This window comes from Vibrio sp. CK2-1 (assembly GCF_021726515.1).
Classification (GTDB): Bacteria; Pseudomonadota; Gammaproteobacteria; order Enterobacterales; family Vibrionaceae; genus Vibrio.
On sequence record NZ_JAKKCJ010000002.1, the window covers coordinates 485633 to 510521 of the forward strand.

The following is a 24889-nucleotide window of genomic DNA, read 5'->3' on the forward strand; positions in this document are numbered from 1 at the left end:
TCATGACTGACTTTCCACAGCAGTTTGCTGTCGTGGTGCCAGCCGCCGGGGTTGGTAAACGTATGCAGGCTAACCATCCTAAGCAGTATTTATCTCTGCACGATAAAACCATTCTTGAGCACACGGTCGAAAACTTATTATCACATCCGCAAATTGAATTGGTAGTGATTGCGGTGAGCGACGGCGATGAATATTTCTCAGAGCTTGCCTTAGCCAAAGCTGACAATGTTATCCGAGTCGCTGGTGGGCAAGAGCGTGTTGATTCCGTTCTTTCAGGGTTGGAATATCTATCTCAAAATCATGCCGACCAATATTCATGGGTAATGGTGCATGATGCTGCGCGTCCTTGTCTAACCCATGGCGATATCAACAAATTAATTAATCAATGCCAACAAGCGCACCGCGGTGGCATTTTAGCTGCGCCAGTACGTGACACGATGAAACGTTCTTGTGTTCAAAATGGCTTGAATACCATTGAGCAAACTGTCGATCGTAGTCAATTATGGCACGCATTAACGCCGCAGCTTTTTCCGCTTATTGAACTAAAATCAGCTTTAGTCGATGGATTAATTAATCAAAAGGTTATTACTGATGAAGCCTCCGCGATGGAGCTGTCAGGCTACCCACCTTTACTGGTTCAAGGTCGCTCCGATAACCTTAAAGTCACCCAGCCTGAAGATTTGGCCCTAGCGGAATTTTTCCTATCTCAGCGTAAATAAATAATAGGTAATGTAATGATTCGAATCGGTCATGGTTTTGACGTGCATAAATTTGGTGGCGAAGGCCCAGTTATTATTGGTGGTGTCGCCATTCCTTATGAACAAGGTTTAATTGCTCACTCTGATGGCGATGTTGCGCTGCATGCATTAACTGATGCTTTACTAGGTGCGATTGCGGCTGGAGATATCGGTAAGCATTTTCCAGATACCGACGATAAATGGAAAGGCGCAGATAGCCGAGCTTTACTACGCGAAGTGTATCGCTTTGTTAAGCAGAAAGGTTATGTATTGGGCAATGCAGATGTCACTATTATTGCTCAAGCACCGAAAATGCTGCCATTTATTCAAAGTATGCGCGAAGCCATCGCCGCTGATTTAGAAACCGATATTGATAATATTAATGTCAAAGCGACCACTACCGAAAAACTGGGTTTTACCGGTCGTAAAGAAGGCATTGCATGTGAAGCGGTTGCATTAATCGTTCGCCAATAAATTTTATAAATAAAAAAGATCTTAATTCATGACTGATATTCTAGCGCCATTTGCATACTTACTGGGTAAACCTGTTGCTCAAGCCAAACTGAAATCTCAAGCGGAGGATTTTCAAGTCATTGAAGATCTTGGTTTTGAATTTTCTGGTGACGGCGAACACTTGATGGTGAGAATTCGTAAGCAAGGTGAAAACACGACCTTCGTTGCCAATGAAATCGCGAGATTGTGTGGCGTGCCATCGAAAAATGTCGGTTGGGCAGGTTTAAAAGATCGCCATGCCGTGACTGAGCAATGGTTAAGCGTTCACCTACCAAAGCCGGATATGAGTTTTGATGCTAAAGCTTTGGAGCAACAGTACCCAAGTATTAAAGTGCTTGAGACCGCTCGTCATAATAAAAAACTGCGCCCGGGTGATCTGATTGGTAATCAATTCGTGATTCGTCTGGTTGATGTGACGGATGTTAACGATGTGATTGAGCGTCTAGAAAAGATCAAACAAAGTGGCGTGCCAAACTACTACGGTTCACAACGTTTTGGTCGTGATGGTAATAATTTGGCGGAAGCTCGTCGTTGGGGGCGTGATAATGTGCGCACTCGCAATCAAAATAAACGCAGCATGTATCTATCGACCGCACGTTCTTGGATCTTCAATCATATTTTGTCTCATCGAATTGAAAATGGCTTGTTTAACCAACTGGTTGAAGGCGATTTAGTTCAAAACTCTCAAGGCGAATTACTGACCGTAGAAGCGGATACGCTAGAATCATTACAATCTCAACTTGAACAAGGCAGCGTATTTTTAACTTCAGCATTGGCGGGGGATAACGCGCTTCCAACTCAGAGCTTAGCACAACAACTTGAAAATCAATTTCTAGATGCCGAAGAAGATTTAATGAAGCTTATCCGTGGTAACCGTATGCGCCATGATCGCCGTGTAGTGGGATTAAAAGCCGATAACATGAATTGGCAAGTTGATGGCAGCGATGTTGTAGTGTCATTTTCTCTACCAGCAGGATGCTTTGCTACCTCGATTTTAAGAGAAGTGGCTGATGCGGTTGAAGTAGAGCGCGTTTACGCAGACTAGCATCAGGTTCAACAAGGAAGAACAATGAAAATATTATTAAGTAACGATGATGGTGTGAATGCTCAGGGGATCAATACGTTAGCCGAAGTATTGTCAGAGATCGCTGAGATCATCATTGTGGCACCGGATCGTAATCGATCTGGTGCTTCAAATTCATTAACATTAGAAACACCACTTCGCGTGACACAAGTTCGCCCGAATGTATATTCTGTGCAAGGGACTCCGACCGATTGTGTCCACTTTGCTTTAAATGAATTATTAAAGTCGGATATGCCCGATTTAGTGGTTTCAGGGATCAATCATGGTGCAAACCTAGGTGATGACGTGTTGTATTCCGGTACGGTTGCGGCGGCAATGGAAGGGCATTTTCTTGGTGTTCAATCGATAGCTATTTCGCTGGTGGGGAAAACCCATTTTGATACTGCGGCACAAATTGCTAAAGATCTGGTTTTACAGCATGTGAAGAACCCGGTTCCGGCTAATCATTTGATCAGCGTTAATGTACCGGATTTAGCACTCGATCAGCTTGGGGCGACTCGAGTCACTCGACTTGGTGCTCGTCATCATGCGGAAGATATGATTAAACAAAAAGATCCGCGCGGTGCTGATATCTATTGGCTTGGTCCTCCGGGAAAAGAAGCGGATGCGGGTGAAGGTACCGATTTCTATGCCATAGAAAAAGGCGAGGTGTCGATTACGCCATTACGCGTTGATCTTACGGCACATGAAGCGATAGAAAAAATGAAACACTGGGTTAGCCCAAAATAAACATCACAGGCAATAATGAAGAATATCAAAGCAGATCAACTCGTCTCTATTTTGCAGCACAAAGGCATTCAAGATCCTCAACTTCTAGAGGTAATGAGAAGCTTGCCCCGCGAGTACTTCTTATCTGAAGCAATGCGTCATCAAGCCTATGATAATAATGCGCTGCCTATCGGGGCCGGTCAGACTATCTCTCAGCCTTATATCGTGGCAAAAATGACCGAACTATTGAATTTAAAACCCAATAGTCGAGTACTAGAAGTTGGCACGGGATCGGGTTATCAAACCGCGGTACTGTCAAAAATGGTTGATCATGTTTATTCAATAGAACGCATTAAGTCCTTACAGTGGGATGCCAAGCGTCGTTTGAAACATTTAGATATTTACAATGTCTCAACTAAGCATGGTGACGGCTGGCAAGGTTGGCCATCGAAAGGTCCATTTGATGCGATTATTGTCACGGCGGCGGCTTCTCATCTGCCGCAAGCGTTAGTTGACCAATTAGCTGATGGCGGCGTTTTGGTGGTGCCAATAGGTGATGAACATCAAGAATTGATAAAAATAGAAAAGAAAGCAGGGGAGTGTATTTCTACTTTGGTAGAAGTCGTTCGTTTTGTCCCTCTAATCGCGGGCGATTTAGCCTAATAAACGAAAGGTACTCAGGTTGTTGTCGATAAGAAATACACTAATTGCTTTGTTTTTTCTCACTTTTTTAGCAGCGTGTTCATTGAACCCAGCTAAAAATGATCGTGGTAGCTATAAGGGTAGTTACTACGTCGTTGAAAAAGGTGATTCGGTTTACTTAATTTCTTATCTCGCCGATAAAAATGTTAATGACATCATTAGCTTCAACCACCTAAAGCCCCCTTATACCATTCACCCAGGTCAAAAATTAAACTTATGGCGTCCGGTTTATATCCCGCCAGCATTTGATGGTACTGGCGCTGGAGATAGCCAAGTAGCCTCAACTTCTACGACTAAAGTGGCACAAAAACAGAACACTTCCCCAGTTGTGCAATCACAGTCAAAGGAGTATGTTGAACCTCAAGCAACACAAAATAATAATAAACCTGTCACACAATCGACATCGAGTAATGACAAGGTAGAACGCTGGGTGTGGCCAACAAGAGGACGAGTCATTAGCAAGTTCTCAGTCGGTGACCAAGGTAACAAAGGGATAGATATCGCAGGGCAACGAGGACAGGACGTAGTATCAACCGCAGCAGGTGTTGTGGTGTATGCTGGCAATGCACTTCGAGGTTATGGGAACCTGATTATTATTAAACATAATGATGAGTATCTCAGCGCTTATGCTCATAACGATAGTTTATTGATAACAGAAGGTCAGTCTGTAAAAACTGGCCAGAAAATTGCATCGATGGGAAGTACGGGCACCAATAGTGTTCGCCTACACTTCGAAATTCGATACAAAGGTAAGTCAGTCAATCCAGAAAACTACTTGGAGTAGACCTATTTGGGAATGACGAGACTTACAATAATGACATATTAAGTTGTTATGTCTTGCTAAAACTTTATTCGCCAAGGGGAGGCGCTTATGAGTATCAGCAATGCAGTAACCAAAATAAACGACATCGATGATTCTGAATTTGATGTTGAGGCTCTTGCAGCCGAAGCGGTTTCACAAAAAGCAGAAGCCAAAGAAGAGTATGAAGTTTCGGCCAAAAGCCTTGATGCGACTCAGCTTTATCTAAGTGAAATCGGTTTTTCTCCACTCTTAACGGCTGAAGAAGAAGTACTTTATGCTCGTCGAGCACTTCGCGGTGATGCAGCAGCACGCAAGCGTATGATCGAAAGTAACTTACGTCTAGTCGTTAAGATTTCTCGCCGTTATAACAGCCGTGGTTTAGCACTACTTGACCTGATTGAAGAAGGTAATTTAGGTCTGATCCGTGCGGTAGAAAAATTCGACCCAGAACGTGGTTTCCGTTTTTCTACGTATGCAACTTGGTGGATTCGTCAGACCATCGAACGCGCTTTAATGAATCAAACACGCACCATTAGATTGCCTATCCATGTTGTGAAAGAGCTGAATATCTATTTGCGTACGGCTCGTGAGTTAGCACAAAAGCTAGACCATGAACCAACCGCAGAAGAAATTGCTTTCCAACTTGATAAGCCTGTGGAAGATGTCAGCAAAATGCTGCGTTTGAATGAGCGTGTAAGCTCAGTTGATACTCCTATTGGTGGCGATGGCGATAAAGCGCTGTTGGATATCATTCCTGATATTAACAACTCAGACCCTGAAGTCTCGACCCAAGATAACGATATTAAGTCGTCGTTGATTGATTGGTTAGATGAGCTTAATCCGAAACAAAAAGAAGTCTTGGCACGCCGCTTCGGTCTTTTAGGCTATGAGCCATCAACTTTGGAAGAGGTTGGCCGTGAGATTAACTTAACTCGTGAACGTGTTCGTCAGATCCAAGTGGAAGGCCTACGTCGTTTAAGAGAGATTTTAATGAAGCAAGGTTTGAGCATGGAATCATTATTCGATGCTGAGTATGAATAATTCATTTATTTATAAGATGAGCAGATAAAATAAAGGGAAGCCACGGTGGCTTCCCTTTTATTTTTTGAGTTAATTTAGTTTCTAGTTTCTAGAAGGAGCATGTTCGTGGCTCGTATCTCGGCCGCTGCGCTGCTCGTTTCTCGATAAAGCGTTTTCTTTTCCGAGCCACGAGAAACGAGATCCCGTTTTTTACTAGTTTCTAGGACATTAAGTTTTTAAGACGGTATAAGGCATCCAATGCTTCCCTTGGGCTCATATCATCTGGATTAATCTGTGTTAATGCTTGTTCCACTTCACTGATTTCAGGAATCAAACTTAGCTGCTGCTCAACGGTTTGAGTTTGCATGTTTAGTGCCGTCTGAGCTGAATTACCTTGTTCTGCTTTTTGGTGACCAAGCGCTTCTAATTGTTGCAGTTTAGCCTTAGCTTGTTTAATCACTGATTTTGGCACGCCAGCTAAACTGGCTACCGCAAGCCCATAAGATTTACTCGCAGCACCTTCTTGAACCGCGTGCATAAAGGCAATGCTATCACCGTGTTCAATCGCATCTAAATGCACATTTGCTAGGTGAGCGATTTGGTTTGGTAGCTCTGTTAATTCAAAGTAGTGCGTGGCAAATAAGGTCATGGCGTTAATTTTAGTGGCTAACCAATCGGCACTGGCCCACGCTAATGACAGACCATCATAAGTACTGGTCCCGCGACCAATTTCATCCATCAAAACTAAGCTGTTTTTAGTAGCGTTATGTAAGATATTGGCGGTTTCAGTCATTTCTACCATGAAGGTTGAGCGACCAGATGCCAGATCATCTTGCGCGCCAATTCGAGTAAAGATGCGATCTATCGAACCTATGGTCGCCGCTTCCGCTGGCACATAGCTGCCAATGTGCGCCAATAAAGCAATCAATGCCGTTTGACGCATATAAGTTGATTTACCGCCCATGTTTGGACCGGTAATGATCAACATTTGGCGCTTAGCATTTAGCTCTACTGGGTTGGCAATAAATGGCACATCTAGCACTTGCTCAACCACCGGGTGGCGACCGGCATCAATATGTAGCTCAGCATTATCGGTCAGTGTTGGGCGGCAGTAGTTGAGCGAATCAGCACGTTCCGCGAGATTTTGTAATACGTCTAATTGAGATAAAGAGGCTGCCAATTCTTGCAAACGTTCTAGATGTGGCATTAATAAATCAAAGAGTTCTTCCCACAAACGTTTCTCTAACGCTAGCGCCTTTGATTTTGAATTAAGCACTTTGTCTTCATGCTCTTTTAATTCAGGGATAATGTAACGTTCAGCATTTTTTAAAGTCTGGCGACGAACATAATGAGGCGGTACTAAGTGACTTTGCCCACGACTGACTTGGATGAAAAAGCCATGCACATTGTTATAGCCAACTTTTAAGCTATCGATACCGTGACGTTCGCGTTCTTCTGCTTCCATCTTGTCGAGGTATTCGGTCGCACCATCGGCTAAGTTACGCAGTTCATCCAATTCCGCATGATACCCTTCCGCCAATACACCGCCATCGCGGATCACCACAGGCGGATTTTCTTTAATAGCACGTTCAAGTAGTGAACAAATCTCATCCACCGGTAAGCAAGCTTTAGCCAGTTTTTGTAGATGATGGTGCTGGAAGCTTTGGGTAATACTGCTTAATTCAGGCAATTGTTGCATGGCATTACGTAAGCGAGCTAAGTCACGTGGACGAGCTGAACGTAGAGCTAAACGCGCTAAAATACGTTCAATATCGCCAATGCTTTTTAGACTAGGGTGCAGTTCGGTAAAGTAGGCGTTGTCTTTAATTTCAGTAATAGCGTCAAGGCGTTGGTTAAGCATGTCGTTATTACGCATTGGCTGATGTAACCAACGTTTGAACATGCGGCTACCCATTGGCGTGGCAGTTTTATCGAGTACTTCCGCTAGAGTATTATCAGTGCCGCCGGCTAAATTGTGGGTAATTTCTAAGTTACGGCGAGTGGCTGCATCTAAGATCACTGAGTCATCTTGGCGATCAAACGTTAAAGAACGAATATGTGGTAAAGCGGTACGCTGAGTATCTTTAACATACTGAATCAAACATCCAGCAGCGCATAAACCAAGCTTGGCATTTTCAACCCCAAAACCAACTAGGTCTTTGGTGCCAAATTGCATATTAAGTTGTTGCTTCGCGGTATTGAGTTCAAATTCCCAAATCGGGCGGCGACGTTGACCTTTTGATTTTTCAAGCAAAGACATCGCTTGTAAATCTTCTGGGTATAACAACTCTTTCGGCGAGGTTCGTTGCAGCTCGGCTTGCATCGCTTCTAGGGTTTCGGGCTCGCACAATTGAAAGCGGCCAGATGTCATATCTAACGTGGCATAGCCAAATTTTTCATCTTGCTGGTAAATGGCGGCAACTAGGTTATCAATACGCTCAGGTAGTAGCGCTTCATCGGTCACCGTTCCCGGCGTGACAATGCGGACTACTTTACGCTCAACTGGGCCTTTGCTGGTGGCAGGATCGCCAACTTGTTCACAAATGGCCACTGATTCACCAAGTTGAACTAATTTGGCTAGGTAGCCTTCGACAGCGTGAAAAGGAACACCAGCCATCGGAATCGGTTCGCCAGCAGAAGCGCCACGCTTAGTTAAAGAAATATCCAATAATTGCGAAGCGCGTTTGGCGTCATCGTAGAATAATTCATAGAAATCACCCATACGGTAAAACAGCAAAATATCTGGATTTTCTGCCTTTAAACGCAAGTACTGCTGCATCATTGGAGTATGAGTTTCTGATTTGGCCACGCTTACCACCCGAGGTTGTGTTGAAAATTATTAATATACCCAAGTAACTTCAAGATGCGAGTTTCAGCAAGAATAAAACAAGCTTTAGGCAAGGCAAATTGAACATGATCATAGTTATTCTATATCTGTTCAATTTAACGCAGCATAAAGCTTGTTTTAACTTGCCCTTCGGGAGCTTCATCCAAACCTTTATGCCGCGTCAGATTGGTTTGAAAGGTGCTTACATTCCTTCGCCAATCTTCCTTGCCTAAAGGTCTGGATGATAGCTCTGAATTCTGCATCTTGAAGTCACTTGGGTATATAGCCCGACATGATATTTTTCATACCAGTAGAAAGCAATGAAAATGGCCCAGTTCAAGTGAAGTGGGCCATTTTTAATACGGGGTTAAGTTTTATATTTACGATTTAATCGTTCATTTAAGTTAATGCGGGTTCTGCTCGCTTAGCATTAAGCAGAATAATCACCGCGACAATAGCAATGCAAACTAAGCGATAAATATCGTCTGTAAATAAGATCCCTAGTGCAAGGATCAGTAGTAAGCCACGTTCTATTGCATTTAATGGTTTAACTAAGCGACCCTCGATTCCTCCGGCAAAGGCAAAAATCAGACCTAATGTGCTGATCACGCCAATAAAGAAGTGAGTCAGTTCACCATCAAGCCAAATTAAGCCGGAGAACGCCATCATGGCTGGAATAATGAAGAAGCCTTGTGCCAGTTTGAATGCTTGAATAGCAGACTTCATTGGTGAAGCTCCTGCAATTCCAGCTCCCGCAAAAGCAGCTAATGCAATAGGAGGAGTGACGTTAGAGGTTTGAGATAACCAGAACACAATCATGTGCGCAGTTAATAGCCCTAAACCAAAATCATTGAGCGCAGGCACCGCCATCACAGACAGTACGATATAGGCCGCTGTAACAGGAAGCCCCATGCCTAAGATCACCGCAGCAATTGCAATCAAACCTAATGCAGACCACAAGTAGCCGCCAGAGAGCGCAATTAAGAACTGAGTAAATTGCAAGCCTATCCCCGTTTGACCAACCACGCCAACAACGATACCTGCGGTGGCACAGGCAATTGAAATCGGTACTGCCGAGATCGCGCCTTCTTTTAGTCCTTGTAGAAATACAGGGAAAGTAATACGGCTGTGTTTTCTTAACATCGCCGCCACTAAAATTGCCGCGCATCCTGCAATACCAACCAAGACCGGCGAGTAGCTCATCAATAACAAGGTAGTAATGAAGATTAGCGGCACTAAGAAATGCCAGCCATTTTTCATTACCACGCCGATTTTATCTGTCACGCTCATGCCCTGTAGACCTAGCTTACAAGCCATTAAATGCACATAAAGTAGGGTACTGACAAAGTAGAGAATCGCTGGGGCAATCGACACCAGTAAAATGTCGCTGTAGGGAATGCCGGTAAATTGCGCCATCACAAAAGCGCCGGCTCCCATCACTGGTGGCATGATTTGCCCTCCGGTTGATGCCGCCGCCTCTATGCCTGCCGCTTGTTCTGGTTTATAGCCGAGCTTTTTCATCATAGGAATGGTTAAAGCGCCGGTTGTTACTGTATTGGCAATGGCTGAACCAGAAATCGAACCTAGTGCAGCAGAAGCTAAAACACTCGCCTTGGCTGGGCCGCCGCGGTACTTGCCCGCAATCGCAAACGCGGCATCAATAAAAAATTGGCCAGCGCCAGTTACTTGTAAAAATGCGCCAAATAGCACGAACATAAACACTACCCCAGCGGCAATCGCGAGTGGGGCACCGAATACACCGTTGGTAGAGAAAATATGAAAGCGGATCACTTCTTCAAGTGAGAAACCTTTACTGGCAACACCAGATGGTAGGGCGTCGCCAAAGAAAGCGTAGGCTAAAAATAACCCTGCGATAAACACCATGACAAAGCCTACGGTGCGGCGAGTGGCTTCTAGTAATGCCACGATCAAAATCACGCCCGCAAGTTGGTCGATAGGTTGTAATCCATCGAGTAAAAAGCTGATGTCATCGTAGTCAAAAATACTGATTTGATAAGTCGCCCAGCAAGTCGCCACAATTAACACAATATCAATCAGGCGTGAGCATAAATAAAGCCCAATTGGTTTATTTTCTGGTTTAAGTAATGGGTAGAGTAAGAAAGCTAAAGTTAGGATCCAAGCTAAGTGAATAGGTCGAAAAATAGGGGCGGATAAAGTGGGTTGTAGACCTTGCCATACTTGAAAAACAGATAAGCCAACAGCGACCGCCGCAGCAAAATAGACAAAACCATCAGTGACGGTTTGACTAAGCGGTTTGGATTGTGTCATTTCAAACTCCGTATGAAAAAACCAGATTCATTATTGAAACGTTTAAAGGGAAAGCGGCAACAGTCATATTGCCGCTTAGGTAGATAAAGAAGTTATTTCTTCATTTGTTCATCAAGGTATTGTTGCGCACCAGGGTGTAGTGCAATGCCTGATAGTTTGTTCATATTCTCAAGTGTCGTGAATTTAGTTACTCCAACCACTTGGCGAATTTTCTTCATGTTATCAAACGCTACTTTAGTCATTTCATAAGCTTGCTCTTGTGGCATATTCTTATTTACGACCAGAACATTCCATACCGCTGGCGTGGTAAATGCTGGGACGTTTTTATAAGTTTCAGCCGGTGCTTCTAGTGGTTGATAAGATGGATTGGCAGCAATGATCTTTTGCATATCATCTTCGCTAAAAGACAAAATACGAATGTCGCGAGTCAGGGCTAATTCGGTAATCGCACCAACGCCTAAACTGCCTACGATCACGCCGGCATCAATTTGACCATTGGCGAGCGCATTGGTTGTCGCAGTGTAGTTAAGCGACTGAGGTTTCACGTCACTTTCATTAATGCCTAGGGTACTTAAAATATTGACCGCACTAACACGCGTACCCGAACCTGGCGCACCTAGAGAAATACGTTTACCTTTAAGGTCGGCAATTGAGTGAATATCAGAGTTAGCTGGCACCATAAACTGAACCGCATTTGGATAAAGCGCAAACAGAACCGAGACATCCATCTTTCTTGGGAATGGCTTTACTCCTTCATTGGCTTGCAGAACTACGTTACCTTGTGCAATACCAACCAGTTGTTTACCTGTCGCAACCTTGATGGTGTTTTCAACTGATGCTGCGGTCACTTCGGCACGCATATCAAAATCATCAATATTCTCACTCCAGATTTTGGCTAAAATGCCTCCAAGTGGGTAGTATGTACCGCTCTGGCTACCAGTTCCTATCGTATAGCTAGCTGCAAAAACGGGGATTGAAATCGCAAGTGATACGGCGACTAGGGTTTGTTTAGCAAATTTCTTTAACATGGTCACTTCCCTTTCTCGTTATAAAGTAAATCTAGATAACAACCGATTGAGTATAGAGTGAAATTTATTGTGAAAGAGTTGTTAAATTATCTAGGTGTGATTTCTAACAATGAATTACAACGAAAAGTTAAGTAACGTCACAAAAATGAATGACAAATAAGAGAGCTGAGCATGAATTTATCGGAATTACATATTCTTAGTAAACGAGTTGGCATTAAGCTAAAGCAGCAATCGCAAGTATTGGTAACCGCTGAATCATGCACCGGTGGCGGAATCGCGACGGCAATAACCGATGCTTCAGGAAGTTCTGCTTGGTTTGATCGTGCATTTGTCACTTACAGTAATGAAGCTAAAATGGAAATGTTGGATGTTTCCGAGACGACGTTACTAGAGCATGGCGCGGTTAGTGAACAGACAGTAAAAGAAATGGCACTTGGCGCTTTGCAACATTCAAGAGGGACATTTGCCATATCAGTCAGTGGTATCGCAGGGCCTTCTGGTGGTAGCGATGAAAAGCCAGTTGGCACGGTTTGTTTTGGCTGGGCAAATTCACAAGGTGATCTCGAAATCGAAACCATGAATTTTAGTGGTAATCGTGAAGAAGTGAGGCTACAAGCTTGTTGGCATGCATTAGAGCACTTAGAAGATATGCTAGACAAAACGGAATAAATTGGCTGAAAAAAATTTAAAAGTAAAAAAATCATATACAGGTGTGGACACTGTACAAACAAACAGTATAATGAACCCATCTTTACAAGAACAAGTTTAACGCATCTGATAGGTGGAATTAGAATGGACGAGAACAAACAAAAGGCTCTAGCGGCGGCACTTGGCCAAATCGAAAAACAATTTGGTAAAGGCTCAATTATGAAATTGGGTGACAACCGCACGATGGACGTAGAAACTATTTCTACAGGCTCTCTTGCTTTGGATATCGCATTGGGTGCGGGTGGTTTACCAATGGGACGTATCGTAGAAGTATACGGTCCTGAAAGTTCAGGTAAAACAACATTAACATTAGAATTAATTGCAGCGGCGCAACGTTCAGGCAAAACCTGTGCATTCGTAGATGCAGAGCACGCACTAGACCCAATTTACGCGAAAAAATTAGGCGTAAACATTGATGAGCTACTAGTTTCTCAGCCAGACACTGGTGAGCAAGCGCTTGAAATCTGTGATGCGTTAGCACGTTCTGGTGCGATTGATGTATTAGTTGTCGATTCGGTTGCAGCTTTAACACCGAAAGCGGAAATTGAAGGCGAAATGGGCGATAGCCACATGGGTCTTCAAGCACGTATGCTTTCTCAAGCAATGCGTAAGCTTACAGGTAACCTAAAACAATCTAATTGTATGTGTATCTTCATCAACCAAATCCGTATGAAGATTGGTGTGATGTTTGGTTCACCAGAAACCACAACTGGTGGTAACGCACTGAAATTCTACGCTTCTGTTCGTCTTGATATTCGCCGTACTGGTGCTATCAAAGATGGTGACGAAGTAGTCGGTAACGAAACGCGTATTAAAGTTGTTAAGAACAAGATTGCGGCACCGTTTAAACAAGCTGAAACGCAAATTCTTTATGGTAAAGGTTTTAACCGTGAAGGTGAGCTAATCGACCTAGGTGTGAAGAACAAACTGGTTGAGAAAGCAGGCGCATGGTACAGCTACCAAGGCGACAAGATTGGCCAAGGTAAAGCAAACTCTTGCAACTACTTACGTGAACATCCAGCGATTGCACAAGAAATCGATACTAAGCTTCGTGAAATGCTATTAGCACCAGTGGTTGAAGAAACTGATGCGGTAGAAGCTGCTGAAGTAGAATCTGGTGATGAGTTTTAATTTACCGATTTAACCGATAGATATAAATTGAGCCCTGCCATTGCGTAGGGCTTTTTGCTATATATCTTTGCCACAAAGATCCTAGTTCTTAATTTAGATGGTTTTCCATGTACCGAAAAAAGATGAAACTTTCAGCTCGAGAAGTCGCCGTGCAATTGCTTAGTCGACGAGATCATGGAGAGTTTGAATTAAAGCAAAAGCTAACTTTAAAAGAGTTTGAAGAGCAAGAAATTAATCAAGCACTAGAGTATTGCATCTCTAATGGCTGGATGGATGACCTGCGTTACGCAAAAAGCCAAGTCAGGCAGCATGTTTACAAAGGTCACGGTAAACGTCGAATTCAACAAGAGTTATCAATGAAGCAAGTTGCCGATTATATTATTGAGCAAGCGTTTGATGAAGAGCCGCAAGATTGGTTTGAATTGGCAAAAGAAACCGCGCAAAAAAAGTTTAAAGGCCAAAAAGCCGTTGACCAAAAAGCTTATGCGAAACAGATCCGTTTTTTGCAATATCGCGGCTTTGATTTTGACCAAATACAATATGCTTTATCGAGTTTTGAGGATGAAGATTAATCGCTTTTGTATCTAACCGCTTAAACCCACCCAATACTCTCAAATAATCAATAAGCCCCTACAGCAACTTGTTTTACTAACGAGTCGTCATCCATTACAATGGCCAACAATTATATCTCGAATATTTCCGGAAGAATTGCATGTACATGAGCACAGATGAGGTACGCCGCGCGTTCCTATCGTTCTTTGAAAGCAAAGGACACCAAATTGTTGATAGTTCTTCATTAGTTCCTGCTAATGATCCAACCTTGCTATTTACCAATGCAGGGATGAACCAATTTAAAGATTGTTTTCTAGGTGCTGAAAAACGCAACTATACCCGTGCGACTACAGCTCAACGCTGTGTGCGTGCTGGTGGTAAGCATAACGATTTAGAAAATGTTGGTTTTACTGCGCGTCACCACACCTTTTTTGAAATGCTAGGTAACTTCAGTTTTGGTGACTACTTCAAGCATGATGCGATTGCTTATGCGTGGGAATTCTTAACCGAAGTACTGCAACTTCCGAAAGAAAAGTTATTGGTTACTGTTTACGAAACCGATGATGAAGCGTTTGAAATTTGGAATAAAGACGTTGGTATTCCTGCGGATCGTATCGTACGTATTGGTGATAAGAAGGGCGGTAAAGCTTACGAGTCAGATAACTTCTGGCAAATGGGTGACACGGGTCCTTGTGGTCCTTGTACCGAAATTTTCTATGATCACGGTGAACATATTTGGGGCGGACGCCCGGGTACACCAGAAGAAGATGGTGACCGTTTTATCGAGATCTGGAACAACGTATTCATGCAATTTAACCGCCATGCTGACGGTACAATGGAACCGCTTCCGAAGCCTTCTGTTGATACTGGTATGGGCATCGAGCGTATCTCTGCCATCATGCAGGGCGTGCACTCGAACTATGAAATCGACGTATTCCAAACGCTAATCAAAGCGGCAGCAGAAGTGATCGGTACTGAAGATTTAGATAATCAATCACTACGCGTAGTGGCGGATCATATTCGTTCATGCTCATTCTTAATTGTTGATGGTGTTATGCCGTCAAATGAAGGGCGTGGTTACGTTCTTCGCCGTATTATCCGTCGTGCAGTACGTCACGGTAACAAGCTTGGCGCTCAAGGTACTTTCTTCTACAAACTAGTAGGCCAGTTGGCAGAAGTCATGGGAACCGCTGGTGATGAGCTGAAAAAACAGCAGCCTGTGGTTGAAAAAGTATTGCGTATCGAAGAAGAAAACTTTGCCCGTACTCTTGATCGCGGCATGGCAATCTTAAATGAAGCGATTGATGCAATGGACTCACTGCAAGGTGAGAAAGTGCTTGATGGTGAAACGGTATTTAAACTCTACGATACTTACGGTTTCCCAGCAGATTTAACCAATGATGTAGCACGTGAATGTAATGTAGCGATTGATGAAGATGGCTTTGAAAAAGCGATGGAAGCTCAGCGTCAACGTGCTCGTGAAGCGGGTCAATTTGGTACTGATTACAACAAAGCAATTAAAACGGATGCAGACACTGACTTCTGTGGTTATACCGGCGTAACAGGTGAAAGCTCAATTAGTGAAATTTTCGTTGAAGGCGAAGCGGTTGATAGTATCAGCGCAGGTACTGAAGCGATCATTATTTTGGCTGAGACACCTTTCTACGCAGAATCAGGTGGCCAATGTGGTGATGCAGGTACGCTAAAAACCGATTCAGGTTTATTTGAAGTACAAGATACTCAAAAATTGGGTAATGCAATCGCGCATCACGGTAAATTGCTTGAAGGTGTGATGGCGAAATCGGATAAGACTACTGCTCAAGTTGATGCAGAGCGCCGCAGTGCTATCACTTTAAACCACTCAGCAACTCACTTGTTGCACGCAGCACTACGTAAAGTACTGGGTGAGCACGTGACGCAAAAAGGTTCTTTAGTACGAGCTGAAAACCTACGTTTTGACTTCTCACATCTTGAAGCGGTAACCGCGGCAGAATTGCGTGAAGTAGAGCGTCTAGTGAATCAACAAGTACGTCGTAACCATGCTGTTGAAACCAATGTTATGGATATCGAATCTGCTAAACAAAAAGGCGCAATGGCCTTGTTTGGTGAGAAGTACGATGATGAAGTGCGCGTATTATCAATGGGCGACTTCTCAACTGAACTTTGTGGTGGTATCCACGCTTCAAATACTGGTGATATTGGTTTATTCAAAATCACATCAGAAAGTGGTATTGCTGCGGGTATTCGTCGTATCGAAGCGGTAACTGGCGAAGCGGCACTGGATGCAATTGAAGTGCAAAATGGTCAATATGAGCAGAAGATTTCTGAAAGCCAAGCTAAAGCGAAGCAGTTAGAAAAAGAAATTCAACAGCTTAAAGACAAGTTAGCTTCACAAGCGGGCGCAAGCTTAATTAGCCAAGTCAAAGAAATTGCAGGTATTAAGGTATTGATCAGCCAACTAGATGGTGCTGATAACAAAGCACTACGTGGCATGGTCGATGAGCTTAAAAACCAAATTGGCAGCGGTATTATCTTATTAGGTAATGTGGCTGATGATAAAGTTGGTTTAATTGCAGGTGTGACGAAAGATTTAACCGGCCAAGTTAAAGCGGGTGAATTAGTTAACTTTGTTGCTCAACAAGTTGGTGGTAAAGGTGGTGGCCGTCCTGATATGGCACAAGCGGGCGGTACAGATGCTGCTGCACTACCTGGTGCGATGAGCGCTGCTGAAGCTTGGATCACTGAAAAGCTTTAATCGACAAAAATAAGTTATAAATATAAGGCGACGGTAATACGTCGCCTTTTTTATTGTTTGATGACAAAATATGCGACAATCTTGATAAACCTTTTCAATAAGAAAGGTATAACATGATCGAAATAAACAGAAACGTAACGACTGTGGCTTAAACTGTTCAGTCAGCTTATACTAAATTAAAATTTCGGTTGGATCATAAAATTGCGATTTAGTGGTCGCTAAGCCCTTAATTTTAATTGATTGTGTAAATGGAATGATCGTCAACATAGGTTTTACTTATACTTAACTTGCTAGAGTGAAGCATTTGACAACCATTGGCATCAAATTACTTTAAAAAACATGTTTTCCCATGAAGTTTATTTACCTAAATATGACTTTTCATGGATAATGGCATGATTGAAATAATAAATAGAGATTACTCAAGGAGTAGATAATGCTAATTTTGACTCGCCGAGTTGGTGAAACTTTGATGATTGGTGATGAAGTCACCGTAACCGTTCTTGGTGTGAAGGGGAATCAGGTACGTATTGGTGTTAATGCACCAAAAGAAGTATCTGTTCACCGTGAAGAGATTTATATGCGAATTCAAGCAGAGAAAGGTACAGCTGCTGCACCATCTGGTAATTTTTAATTTGCATTGTGTCAGATAAGGTCAGCATTGCTGGCCTTTGTTTTTTAGTATCAAGTAAAGTTGTTTTATTTAGCAAGTCACTGCCAAATCTCGCTTTGTTTACTTTTATTAGGCAAATGAGTAGGCTGTGTTTGCGGCTACATATTCACGAAAAAATAATAAATAGGTCATATTTTATCGGATTTGATTGAATACTATCCTATTGAACGTTTTTTCGGTTTTTTTGCCAAGAAAGTGTTTGACATATTTTGGGTAAAACGTAATATGTGCCTCCGCAAGACGGTGAGGTGGCCGAGAGGCCGAAGGCGCTCCCCTGCTAAGGGAGTATGCGGTTTGTAGCCGCATCGAGGGTTCGAATCCCTCCCTCACCGCCATTCTTGCATTGTTTCTATAACCATTTAGGTTAGCAACTGAATGTTAAGTTAGGAAACGCTCTAAATATAGAGAATCAGATTATTGCGCGCTCGTAGCTCAGCTGGATAGAGTACCTGGCTACGAACCAGGCGGTCGAAGGTTCGAATCCTTCCGAGCGCGCCATTCTGAAAAAGAACAAAAAAGTGGTGAGGTGGCCGAGAGGCCGAAGGCGCTCCCCTGCTAAGGGAGTATGCGGTTTGTAGCCGCATCGAGGGTTCGAATCCCTCCCTCACCGCCATTTGTTTGTTGATGAAAGTTTTGGCTTAGCAACTGAAATATCTTCCCAACATGCTCTTTTAGAGATCAAATCATTGCGCGCTCGTAGCTCAGCTGGATAGAGTACCTGGCTACGAACCAGGCGGTCGAAGGTTCGAATCCTTCCGAGCGCGCCATCATTTGATTTAACTACTGAAAAGTAGAACAATTTAAAATTCTTTGCGCGCTCGTAGCTCAGCTGGATAGAGTACCTGGCTACGAACCAGGCGGTCGAAGGTTCGAATCCTTCCGAGCGCGCCATCATTCAAAACATTGAATGTTGTGAATAATTGAAAATACTGCGCGCTCGTAGCTCAGCTGGATAGAGTACCTGGCTACGAACCAGGCGGTCGAAGGTTCGAATCCTTCCGAGCGCGCCATTTCAATTAACACAATGTTGGATGTAATAAAAAATTTGCGCGCTCGTAGCTCAGCTGGATAGAGTACCTGGCTACGAACCAGGCGGTCGAAGGTTCGAATCCTTCCGAGCGCGCCATATTTTGAAGCCCTGCACATTTGTGTGGGGCTTTTTTGCATTTTGCACTAAAGACACACTAAGTTGCTTTTAGTCGAATGAATAGTAGGGTAATTTACATCTAATTAACCAAAGCTACTCGATGCAAGCCCTATATAATGTGCGTATACCAATGTCAGTTTGTTAACTGGCTCAGCTTGGTATAACTTCAGTTAAGCAAAAATAATGTGGATGTCATCAATGATGGCATAACGTAAAGGACAACAACCCATGCCTTCAAATGCAAAGATTGTAATTTCTCAATTCGGTGCTCCAGAGCAACTTGAAATTTTAGATAGCGATATTCCTTCACCACAAGAAGGTGAGGTATTAGTTAAGGTTTCGTATGCTGGTGTAAACCCTATCGATGTAAAAACGCGAGCAGGGCTAGGTTGGGCGGCTCAGCATAATAAAAATAACCTACCGTGGACTCCTGGTTATGACATCGCTGGCGTTGTGTTAAAGCAGGGCGAAGGCAGCCGTAAATTTAATCTTAATGATATGGTTACCGGCTTTATCGGCTTTCCACTACGCGGCGGCGGTTATAGCCAATATGTATGTGTGCCTGAAAGTGAGCTGGCTTTAGTACCTGAAGATATTTCTTTAAAAGCGGCTGCTGCTATTCCTCTAGCCGGTCAAACTGCAGCACAAGCGTTAGAGAAGGCTCAGATTCAATCGGGCGAAACCGTGGTGATCTTAGCGGGCGCTGGCGGTGTTGGTCATATTGCGGTGCAAATTGCAGTTGCTGCAAAAACTACCGTTTATGCGACATGCAGTGCGGATAACTTGGAATATATTCATTCTTTAGGTGCTACTGGTCTTGATTACGCAAATGCAGATTGTCTTAAAGGTATCGGTCAGATCGATGTGTTGATTGATTTGGTGGGTGGCGACACAGCGATACAAGCGATGAACCACTTACACCCAGGTAGTAGAGTGATCACAGTGCCAACCATTACAGCATCGACCGTTTGTGAACACGCTTCTCAAATGGGCATTATTGGCATGGGGATGCTGGTCGAACCGGATGTTACTCAACTTGAAGAATTAGTGAAATTGATCAGCGCAGGTATGATCAAGGTTGAAATTGAGCAAGTCATAAATTATCAAGACGTAGTGACAGCACATCAAAAAATTGAAACGGGTCGAGCTCGTGGCAAAATCTTATTGAATATGCAGTCTTAGGCTTTTAGTTGTCAGATTTCTATTTAGCTCTGCAAGACCTACTTGCAGGGCACCCGTTATGGTTTTTATTTAGCTCTGGCTTTTTAAGTGCTACCTTGCTGCCGGGTAGTTCGGAAGTAACCTTATATGCTGCGCTCAGATTAGAGAATATTTCCCTCTATAGTGTCATTATGGTAGCAACCATAGGTAATACACTGGGGGGGATGACCAATTATTATTTAGGCTTATTACTGCCAAATAGAACATTGAAGCAAAAACGCGGTCAACAACTAGAGCGTTTGATTGAGCGTTATGGTTATTGGGTTCTATTAATGAGCTGGCTACCTGTGATTGGTGACCCATTGTGTGTCGCAGCAGGTTGGCTCAGAATGAATCCATGGATATGCTTAATAGCAATTATGCTGGGTAAAGGCGTGCGCTATGCATGTCTTGCGATGATTTTTAAGGGATTGATATAAATGAAAAACTGGTTATTAGTTTTTACTCTTCTTACGTTATCTGGTTGTTCTTTGTGGGGAGAGCTCAGTTCATCTAACTCTTTGCCGCCAGGTGTCCACCTCATTGAATCTCAACCTGCTGATCCTGATAAAGCATCTATTCCTTACTCCAAGTATCAATTAGATAATGGCTTAACCGTTATTCTTTCTCCTGATCATTCCGATCCACTTGTCCATGTTGACGTTACTTATCATGTTGGTTCTGCTCGCGAGAAAATTGGTCGTTCTGGTTTTGCGCATTTCTTTGAGCATATGATGTTCCAAGGTTCAGAGCATGTTGGCGATCAGCAGCACTTTAAGATTGTTACTGAAGCCGGTGGTAGTTTAAATGGTACAACTAACCGAGATCGCACCAACTACTTTGAAACCGTGCCATCTAATCAGCTAGAAAAAATGTTGTGGTTAGAATCAGATCGTATGGGCTTTTTAGTTAATGCCGTATCACAGCGCAAATTCGAAATTCAGCGAGATACGGTGAAAAACGAGCGCGGTCAAAATTATGATAACCGCCCTTATGGCCTAGTGTATGAAAGAATAGGCGAAGCGCTGTATCCGAAAAATCATCCTTATTCATGGCAAACCATAGGGTATGTTGAAGACCTAGACCGCGTTGATGTGAATGATTTAAAAGCATTCTTTTTACGTTGGTATGGCCCTAACAATGCAGTATTAACCATCGGTGGTGATATTGATGAAGCGCAAACACTTGCGTGGGTAAATAAGTATTTCGGTTCTATTCCTAAAGGGCCAGAAGTGACTGATGCCGATAAGCAACCAGTGAGCTTACCCAATGATCGCTTTATTACCCTAGAAGATCGAATTCGTCAGCCAATGGTAATGATGGCGTTTCCAACCCAATACCGCGGCGCAAAATCAGAAGCGTCGATTGATGCGTTGGCGGCCATTCTAGGCGATGGTAAAAATAGTATCTTGTACCAAAACTTAGTGAAAAACCAAGTCGCTATAGATGCTGGGGCGTTCCAAGATTGCGCCGAGTTATCTTGTACTTTATATGTGTATGCGATGGGGGATTCAGGTGATAAAGGCAACCTCACACCAATCTATCAAGCATTGAATAAAGCACTAGAGCAAGTGAAAACAGAAGGCGTTAAGCAAGAGCAACTGGATGCTATTACCGGTCAAGCCGAAGCGGGAACGATTTACGCACTGCAAAGTGTCAGCGGTAAAGTTTCACAACTTGCTGCTAACCAGACTTTTTATAATCAGCCAGATCGATTACAAACTGAGTTGGATCAGATCCGAAGCGTGGCACCAGAATCAGTAGAGCAAGCTTATCAACAATTCGTCGATGGTAAGCACAAAGTGGTACTTAGTGTGGTGCCGAAAAAGCAAACTCAGCTAGAGGTGCAAAAGCCAAACTTTACGCCGCCGAAGCGCGATCTACCTGACTATCCAAAAATTACGGATGATCAACTTGATATTCGTGAGCCGAAAGACAACTTCGACCGCTCGCAAGTACCAGAAGTCGGCCAAGCCGTTTCCGGCACTATGCCTGAGTTATACCGATTTAATTTAGATAATGGTATTCAAGTTCTTGGCACCACTACTACAGAAACGCCAACAGTGGCTATTCAAGTGTCTTTTCCTGCCGGCAGCCGTTATGTGCCATCGGGTAAGGAAGGGGTAGCCGATTTAACCGCCGCGATGCTGCAAGAGGGCACCACCGAGCGCACTAGCGAGCAACTGCAGCAAGAGTTAGATAAGCTCGGTAGTAGTGTGAGTTTCTCTGCTGGCGGTTATCAATCGAGTATTGTGATTACCTCATTGACTAAAAACCTGGATGCGACCTTAAACATTGCCGATGAAATGCTATTTAAACCCGCCTTTAATCAGCAAGATTTTGAGCGCGTGAAGAATCAAACTATTCAGGGGCTAATTTACTCACATCAACAGCCATCATGGCTTGCCTCACAAGCAACCAAACAAGTGCTGTACAAAGGAAGCTTATTTAGCCGCAGTGCCGATGGTAGTGTTGATTCACTTAAGAACTTAACCTTAAACGATGTACAGCAATTCTATCGCAGCCATTACACACCAGTAGAAGCAAAGGCGGTAGTCGTTGGCGCGATTGAACAATCACAAGCATCGCAAGCGTTGACCTTTTTAAATAAATTGTCTGGCGAGAAAGTAGCAATGCCTGCTGTCGGCAAGGTTGTTCCTCCTAGCAAGCAATCTATTTATTTAGTAGATAAACCGAACTCTCCACAAAGTGTTGTTCGATTGGCGCGCATTGGTATGCCTTATGATGCGACAGGGGAGATGTATTTGACCCAGTTAGCCAACTATAACTTAGGTGGCAACTTTAATAGCCGAATCAACCTAAACTTGCGTGAAGACAAAGGTTTTACCTATGGCGCGGGTGGTGCAGTTTATGGGACCAAAGAAACCGGTTTAGTGCTATATAGCGCGCAAGTGCGAGCAGACTCTACCGCCGCCTCTATTCAAGAATTATTGAAAGAGTTGAAAAGCTACAGCCAAGATGGAATGACTGATGATGAACTTGCGTTTATGCGTCTAGCCGTTGGTCAACAAGATACCTTGAAATATGAGACCCCAGGGCAGAAAGCCAGCTTGTTGTATTCAATCTTAGATTATTCATTGAGTGATGATTTCATCGATAAGAAAGCGGAAATAGTAAAAACGGTTGATAAGCCAACACTCAATAAAGCCGCTGCTACTTGGTTCCAGCCACAAGATTTTCAAATTATTGTGGTAGGAGATGCTAAAAAGCTAACGCCTGAATTGAAAAAATTAGCAATTCCTATCCAAAACCTTGAAGTTAAGCATTAACGCCCATAAGTTAATGATTGGCCCGTTATTGATGTTAATTCACTTTATCGATAACGGGCCTTTATTTTCTTTGATGTCAGGTTTTCCTGATGGCAATTATCTTCCAGAATGATTATCCTACTCGGATCGCAAACCACAATAAGTGAGTGCTATTTTGACCGACTTTTCTGCACGCCTTGAGCAAGTTGCTAGCAACCCAAACACGTTTAAGCAATTTGGACGCGGAATTGAGCGTGAAGCGTTACGTTATGATCTTAATGATCACCTTGCTTTAACGCCTCATCCTCAAACTTTAGGTTCGGCGTTAACCAACCAATGGATTACCACCGACTTCTCTGAATCTTTACTCGAATTCATTACACCGGTTTCTCATGATGTCGATGTATTACTACAGCAATTGAAAGATGTTCATCACTTCACCATGACGAAAATGGGTGATGAGAAGCTGTGGCCGATGTCGATGCCGTGTTTTGTGAGTGATGAAGATAAGATCCCGCTTGCAGAGTACGGTACATCGAATGTTGGGCGAATGAAAAACTTGTATCGCCAAGGCTTGAAACACCGCTATGGTAGTTTGATGCAAATTATTTCTGGCGTGCACTTTAACTTTTCTTTCCCAGAAAGTTATTGGGATAGTCTATATGGCGAACAAAACGAACAGCAAAGAGCGGATACTAAATCAGAAGACTACTTTGCCTTAATTCGTAACTACTATCGTTATGGCTGGATCATTCCATATCTATTTGGCGCTTCACCGGCATTATGCCCTTCATTCTTACAAGGCCGAGAAATTGGGCTAGATTTTGAAAAGATTGGCAAGACGCTATATTTACCTTATGCGACAGCACTACGCTTGAGCGACCTAGGCTATACCAATAGCGCTCAAAGTGATTTGCATATTGGCTTCAATAGTTTGCAAGAGTACCTTGATGGGCTTAACTCGGCGATGCATAAACCTTCAGAGCGATTTGCTAAGCTCGGTGTGAAAGTCGATGGTGAACACCGTCAACTGAACAGTAATGTTTTGCAAATCGAAAATGAACTTTATGCACCAATTCGACCTAAGCGTGTTGCCAAAGATGGAGAGAAACCATCGGAAGCGTTAAAACGTGGTGGAGTCGAATATATTGAAGTTCGCTCACTAGACGTTAACCCATTCAGCCCTGTTGGGGTGGATAAAGAGCAAGTGCTATTTTTAGATTTATTCGTGACTTGGTGTGGTTTAAAAGAATCAGCACCAATGAAAGAAGGCGATTTAGAGTGCTGGCGCAGTAACTGGAACAATGTCATCTTGGAAGGTCGTAAGCCAGGATTAGAATTTAAACTATGCTGTGATCAAGCGCCGAATACTCTCGTTCATTGGGGCAAATTAATGTTTGCTCAGTTACAAGAAATTGCGATTGAAATGGATAAAGCGCATGGTGGAAATGCTTACCAATCGGTGTGCCAAACGTTAAGTTCATGGATCGACGATCCTGAGTTAACCATTTCTGGTCGTTTGCTGAATAACATTCGTCAAGCGGGCGGTATTGGTAAAGTCGGTTGCCAACTTGGTGAGCAATATCGCGATGAATTATTAGCGCATCAATACCAAGTCTATAATCAACAGATGATGGAAGCCGAAGTAGTGCGTTCTCGCGAGACTCAGCAGGAAGTAGAAAGTGCTGACCAATTAAGCTTTGATGATTTCCTTGCCGATTACTTTTCTTATTTAGGTCAGTCATAA

Annotated in this window: 19 protein-coding genes and 7 tRNA genes; 23 read left to right on the plus strand and 3 right to left on the minus strand. The window is 43.3% G+C overall.

What is annotated here, in order from left to right; all coding sequences use genetic code 11:
• The first annotated feature begins 2 nt into the window (after positions 1–2).
• From ispD to rpoS, 7 genes are all read left to right on the plus strand, one after another.
• Positions 3–719, plus strand: a complete 717-nt coding sequence (gene ispD / locus L3V25_RS07125; protein WP_237294729.1) for a 2-C-methyl-D-erythritol 4-phosphate cytidylyltransferase — start codon at positions 3–5, stop codon at positions 717–719.
• Positions 720–734: 15 nt separating this feature from the next.
• A complete protein-coding gene (ispF, locus tag L3V25_RS07130) occupies positions 735–1211 on the plus strand; it encodes a 2-C-methyl-D-erythritol 2,4-cyclodiphosphate synthase (protein ID WP_144229829.1) in 477 nt (158 codons plus the stop codon).
• Between the two features lie 28 nt (positions 1212–1239).
• Positions 1240–2295 (plus strand): tRNA pseudouridine(13) synthase TruD, encoded by a 1056-nt coding sequence (truD, locus tag L3V25_RS07135; protein ID WP_237294730.1) that lies wholly within the window; start codon positions 1240–1242, stop codon positions 2293–2295.
• A gap of 24 nt (positions 2296–2319) precedes the next feature.
• On the plus strand, positions 2320–3063 hold the full coding sequence (gene surE / locus L3V25_RS07140) for a 5'/3'-nucleotidase SurE (protein ID WP_027697638.1): 744 nt from the start codon (positions 2320–2322) through the stop codon (positions 3061–3063).
• A 15-nt stretch (positions 3064–3078) separates the two neighbouring features.
• Positions 3079–3705, plus strand: coding sequence for a protein-L-isoaspartate(D-aspartate) O-methyltransferase (locus L3V25_RS07145; protein ID WP_237294731.1), 627 nt, complete (start codon positions 3079–3081; stop codon positions 3703–3705).
• Positions 3706–3748: 43 nt separating this feature from the next.
• Positions 3749–4528 carry a peptidoglycan DD-metalloendopeptidase family protein gene (locus L3V25_RS07150; protein WP_237294982.1) on the plus strand — a complete coding sequence of 260 codons (780 nt, stop codon included), beginning with the start codon at positions 3749–3751 and terminating at the stop codon, positions 4526–4528.
• An 87-nt stretch (positions 4529–4615) separates the two neighbouring features.
• Positions 4616–5587: an RNA polymerase sigma factor RpoS gene (gene rpoS, locus L3V25_RS07155; RefSeq protein ID WP_237294732.1), complete on the plus strand. Its 972-nt coding sequence runs from the start codon at positions 4616–4618 to the stop codon at positions 5585–5587.
• Positions 5588–5786: 199 nt separating this feature from the next.
• Here the strand turns inward: rpoS and mutS are convergent, their stop codons facing one another.
• The 3 genes from mutS to L3V25_RS07170 all read right to left on the minus strand — a co-directional run bounded on the left by mutS (position 5787) and on the right by L3V25_RS07170 (position 11710).
• On the minus strand, positions 5787–8348 hold the full coding sequence (gene mutS / locus L3V25_RS07160; RefSeq protein ID WP_237294983.1) for a DNA mismatch repair protein MutS: 2562 nt from the start codon (positions 8346–8348) through the stop codon (positions 5787–5789).
• Between the two features lie 444 nt (positions 8349–8792).
• Positions 8793–10682 carry a TRAP transporter fused permease subunit gene (locus tag L3V25_RS07165; RefSeq protein ID WP_237294733.1) on the minus strand — a complete coding sequence of 630 codons (1890 nt, stop codon included), beginning with the start codon at positions 10680–10682 and terminating at the stop codon, positions 8793–8795.
• 92 nt (positions 10683–10774) lie between these two features.
• Entirely contained in the window at positions 10775–11710 is a 936-nt protein-coding gene (locus L3V25_RS07170; protein WP_237294734.1) for a TAXI family TRAP transporter solute-binding subunit, read from the minus strand.
• 171 nt (positions 11711–11881) lie between these two features.
• On the opposite strand from L3V25_RS07170, the gene pncC reads away from it, so the two are divergent.
• The 16 genes from pncC (at position 11882) to gshA (ending at position 24889) form a co-directional block, all read left to right on the plus strand.
• Positions 11882–12379, plus strand: coding sequence for a nicotinamide-nucleotide amidase (pncC, locus tag L3V25_RS07175; protein ID WP_237294735.1), 498 nt, complete (start codon positions 11882–11884; stop codon positions 12377–12379).
• A gap of 123 nt (positions 12380–12502) precedes the next feature.
• A complete protein-coding gene (gene recA / locus L3V25_RS07180; protein WP_237294736.1) occupies positions 12503–13549 on the plus strand; it encodes a recombinase RecA in 1047 nt (348 codons plus the stop codon).
• A gap of 107 nt (positions 13550–13656) precedes the next feature.
• Complete coding sequence (gene recX / locus L3V25_RS07185) at positions 13657–14121, plus strand: recombination regulator RecX (protein WP_237294737.1); 465 nt, start codon at positions 13657–13659, stop codon at positions 14119–14121.
• Between the two features lie 140 nt (positions 14122–14261).
• Complete coding sequence (gene alaS / locus L3V25_RS07190; RefSeq protein WP_237294738.1) at positions 14262–16856, plus strand: alanine--tRNA ligase; 2595 nt, start codon at positions 14262–14264, stop codon at positions 16854–16856.
• 433 nt (positions 16857–17289) lie between these two features.
• Positions 17290–17487 (plus strand): carbon storage regulator CsrA, encoded by a 198-nt coding sequence (gene csrA / locus L3V25_RS07195; RefSeq protein ID WP_237294739.1) that lies wholly within the window; start codon positions 17290–17292, stop codon positions 17485–17487.
• A gap of 281 nt (positions 17488–17768) precedes the next feature.
• Positions 17769–17861, plus strand: a tRNA-Ser gene (locus L3V25_RS07200).
• 86 nt (positions 17862–17947) lie between these two features.
• A tRNA-Arg gene (locus tag L3V25_RS07205) sits at positions 17948–18024 on the plus strand.
• Positions 18025–18046: 22 nt separating this feature from the next.
• A tRNA-Ser gene (locus L3V25_RS07210) sits at positions 18047–18139 on the plus strand.
• 77 nt (positions 18140–18216) lie between these two features.
• Positions 18217–18293, plus strand: a tRNA-Arg gene (locus L3V25_RS07215).
• A 47-nt stretch (positions 18294–18340) separates the two neighbouring features.
• A tRNA-Arg gene (locus tag L3V25_RS07220) sits at positions 18341–18417 on the plus strand.
• Between the two features lie 42 nt (positions 18418–18459).
• Positions 18460–18536: transfer RNA gene (locus L3V25_RS07225), tRNA-Arg, on the plus strand.
• Between the two features lie 39 nt (positions 18537–18575).
• Positions 18576–18652 (plus strand) — tRNA-Arg (locus L3V25_RS07230).
• Positions 18653–18901: 249 nt separating this feature from the next.
• Entirely contained in the window at positions 18902–19855 is a 954-nt protein-coding gene (locus tag L3V25_RS07235; protein ID WP_237294740.1) for an NADP-dependent oxidoreductase, read from the plus strand.
• A gap of 29 nt (positions 19856–19884) precedes the next feature.
• Positions 19885–20313, plus strand: a complete 429-nt coding sequence (locus L3V25_RS07240) for a YqaA family protein (RefSeq protein ID WP_237294984.1) — start codon at positions 19885–19887, stop codon at positions 20311–20313.
• The gene (locus L3V25_RS07245; protein WP_237294741.1) at positions 20314–23163 is read left to right on the plus strand and encodes a pitrilysin family protein; all 2850 of its coding nucleotides are present in this window, start codon (positions 20314–20316) and stop codon (positions 23161–23163) included. It begins immediately after the preceding gene.
• Positions 23164–23317: 154 nt separating this feature from the next.
• Complete coding sequence (gene gshA / locus L3V25_RS07250; protein ID WP_237294742.1) at positions 23318–24889, plus strand: glutamate--cysteine ligase; 1572 nt, start codon at positions 23318–23320, stop codon at positions 24887–24889.

Excerpts from the sequence above, each read along its gene's own strand:
- ispD (WP_237294729.1), top strand. The coding sequence starts at position 3 with ATGACTGACTTTCCACAGCAGTTTGCTGTCGTGGTGCCAGCCGCCGGG.
- ispF (WP_144229829.1), top strand. The coding sequence starts at position 735 with ATGATTCGAATCGGTCATGGTTTTGACGTGCATAAATTTGGTGGCGAA.
- truD (WP_237294730.1), top strand. The coding sequence starts at position 1,240 with ATGACTGATATTCTAGCGCCATTTGCATACTTACTGGGTAAACCTGTT.
- surE (WP_027697638.1), top strand. The coding sequence starts at position 2,320 with ATGAAAATATTATTAAGTAACGATGATGGTGTGAATGCTCAGGGGATC.
- L3V25_RS07145 (WP_237294731.1), top strand. The coding sequence starts at position 3,079 with ATGAAGAATATCAAAGCAGATCAACTCGTCTCTATTTTGCAGCACAAA.
- rpoS (WP_237294732.1), top strand. The coding sequence starts at position 4,616 with ATGAGTATCAGCAATGCAGTAACCAAAATAAACGACATCGATGATTCT.
- mutS (WP_237294983.1), bottom strand. The coding sequence starts at position 8,348 with ATGATGCAGCAGTACTTGCGTTTAAAGGCAGAAAATCCAGATATTTTG.
- L3V25_RS07165 (WP_237294733.1), bottom strand. The coding sequence starts at position 10,682 with ATGACACAATCCAAACCGCTTAGTCAAACCGTCACTGATGGTTTTGTC.
- L3V25_RS07170 (WP_237294734.1), bottom strand. The coding sequence starts at position 11,710 with ATGTTAAAGAAATTTGCTAAACAAACCCTAGTCGCCGTATCACTTGCG.
- pncC (WP_237294735.1), top strand. The coding sequence starts at position 11,882 with ATGAATTTATCGGAATTACATATTCTTAGTAAACGAGTTGGCATTAAG.
- recA (WP_237294736.1), top strand. The coding sequence starts at position 12,503 with ATGGACGAGAACAAACAAAAGGCTCTAGCGGCGGCACTTGGCCAAATC.
- recX (WP_237294737.1), top strand. The coding sequence starts at position 13,657 with ATGTACCGAAAAAAGATGAAACTTTCAGCTCGAGAAGTCGCCGTGCAA.
- alaS (WP_237294738.1), top strand. The coding sequence starts at position 14,262 with ATGTACATGAGCACAGATGAGGTACGCCGCGCGTTCCTATCGTTCTTT.
- csrA (WP_237294739.1), top strand. The coding sequence starts at position 17,290 with ATGCTAATTTTGACTCGCCGAGTTGGTGAAACTTTGATGATTGGTGAT.
- L3V25_RS07235 (WP_237294740.1), top strand. The coding sequence starts at position 18,902 with ATGCCTTCAAATGCAAAGATTGTAATTTCTCAATTCGGTGCTCCAGAG.
- L3V25_RS07245 (WP_237294741.1), top strand. The coding sequence starts at position 20,314 with ATGAAAAACTGGTTATTAGTTTTTACTCTTCTTACGTTATCTGGTTGT.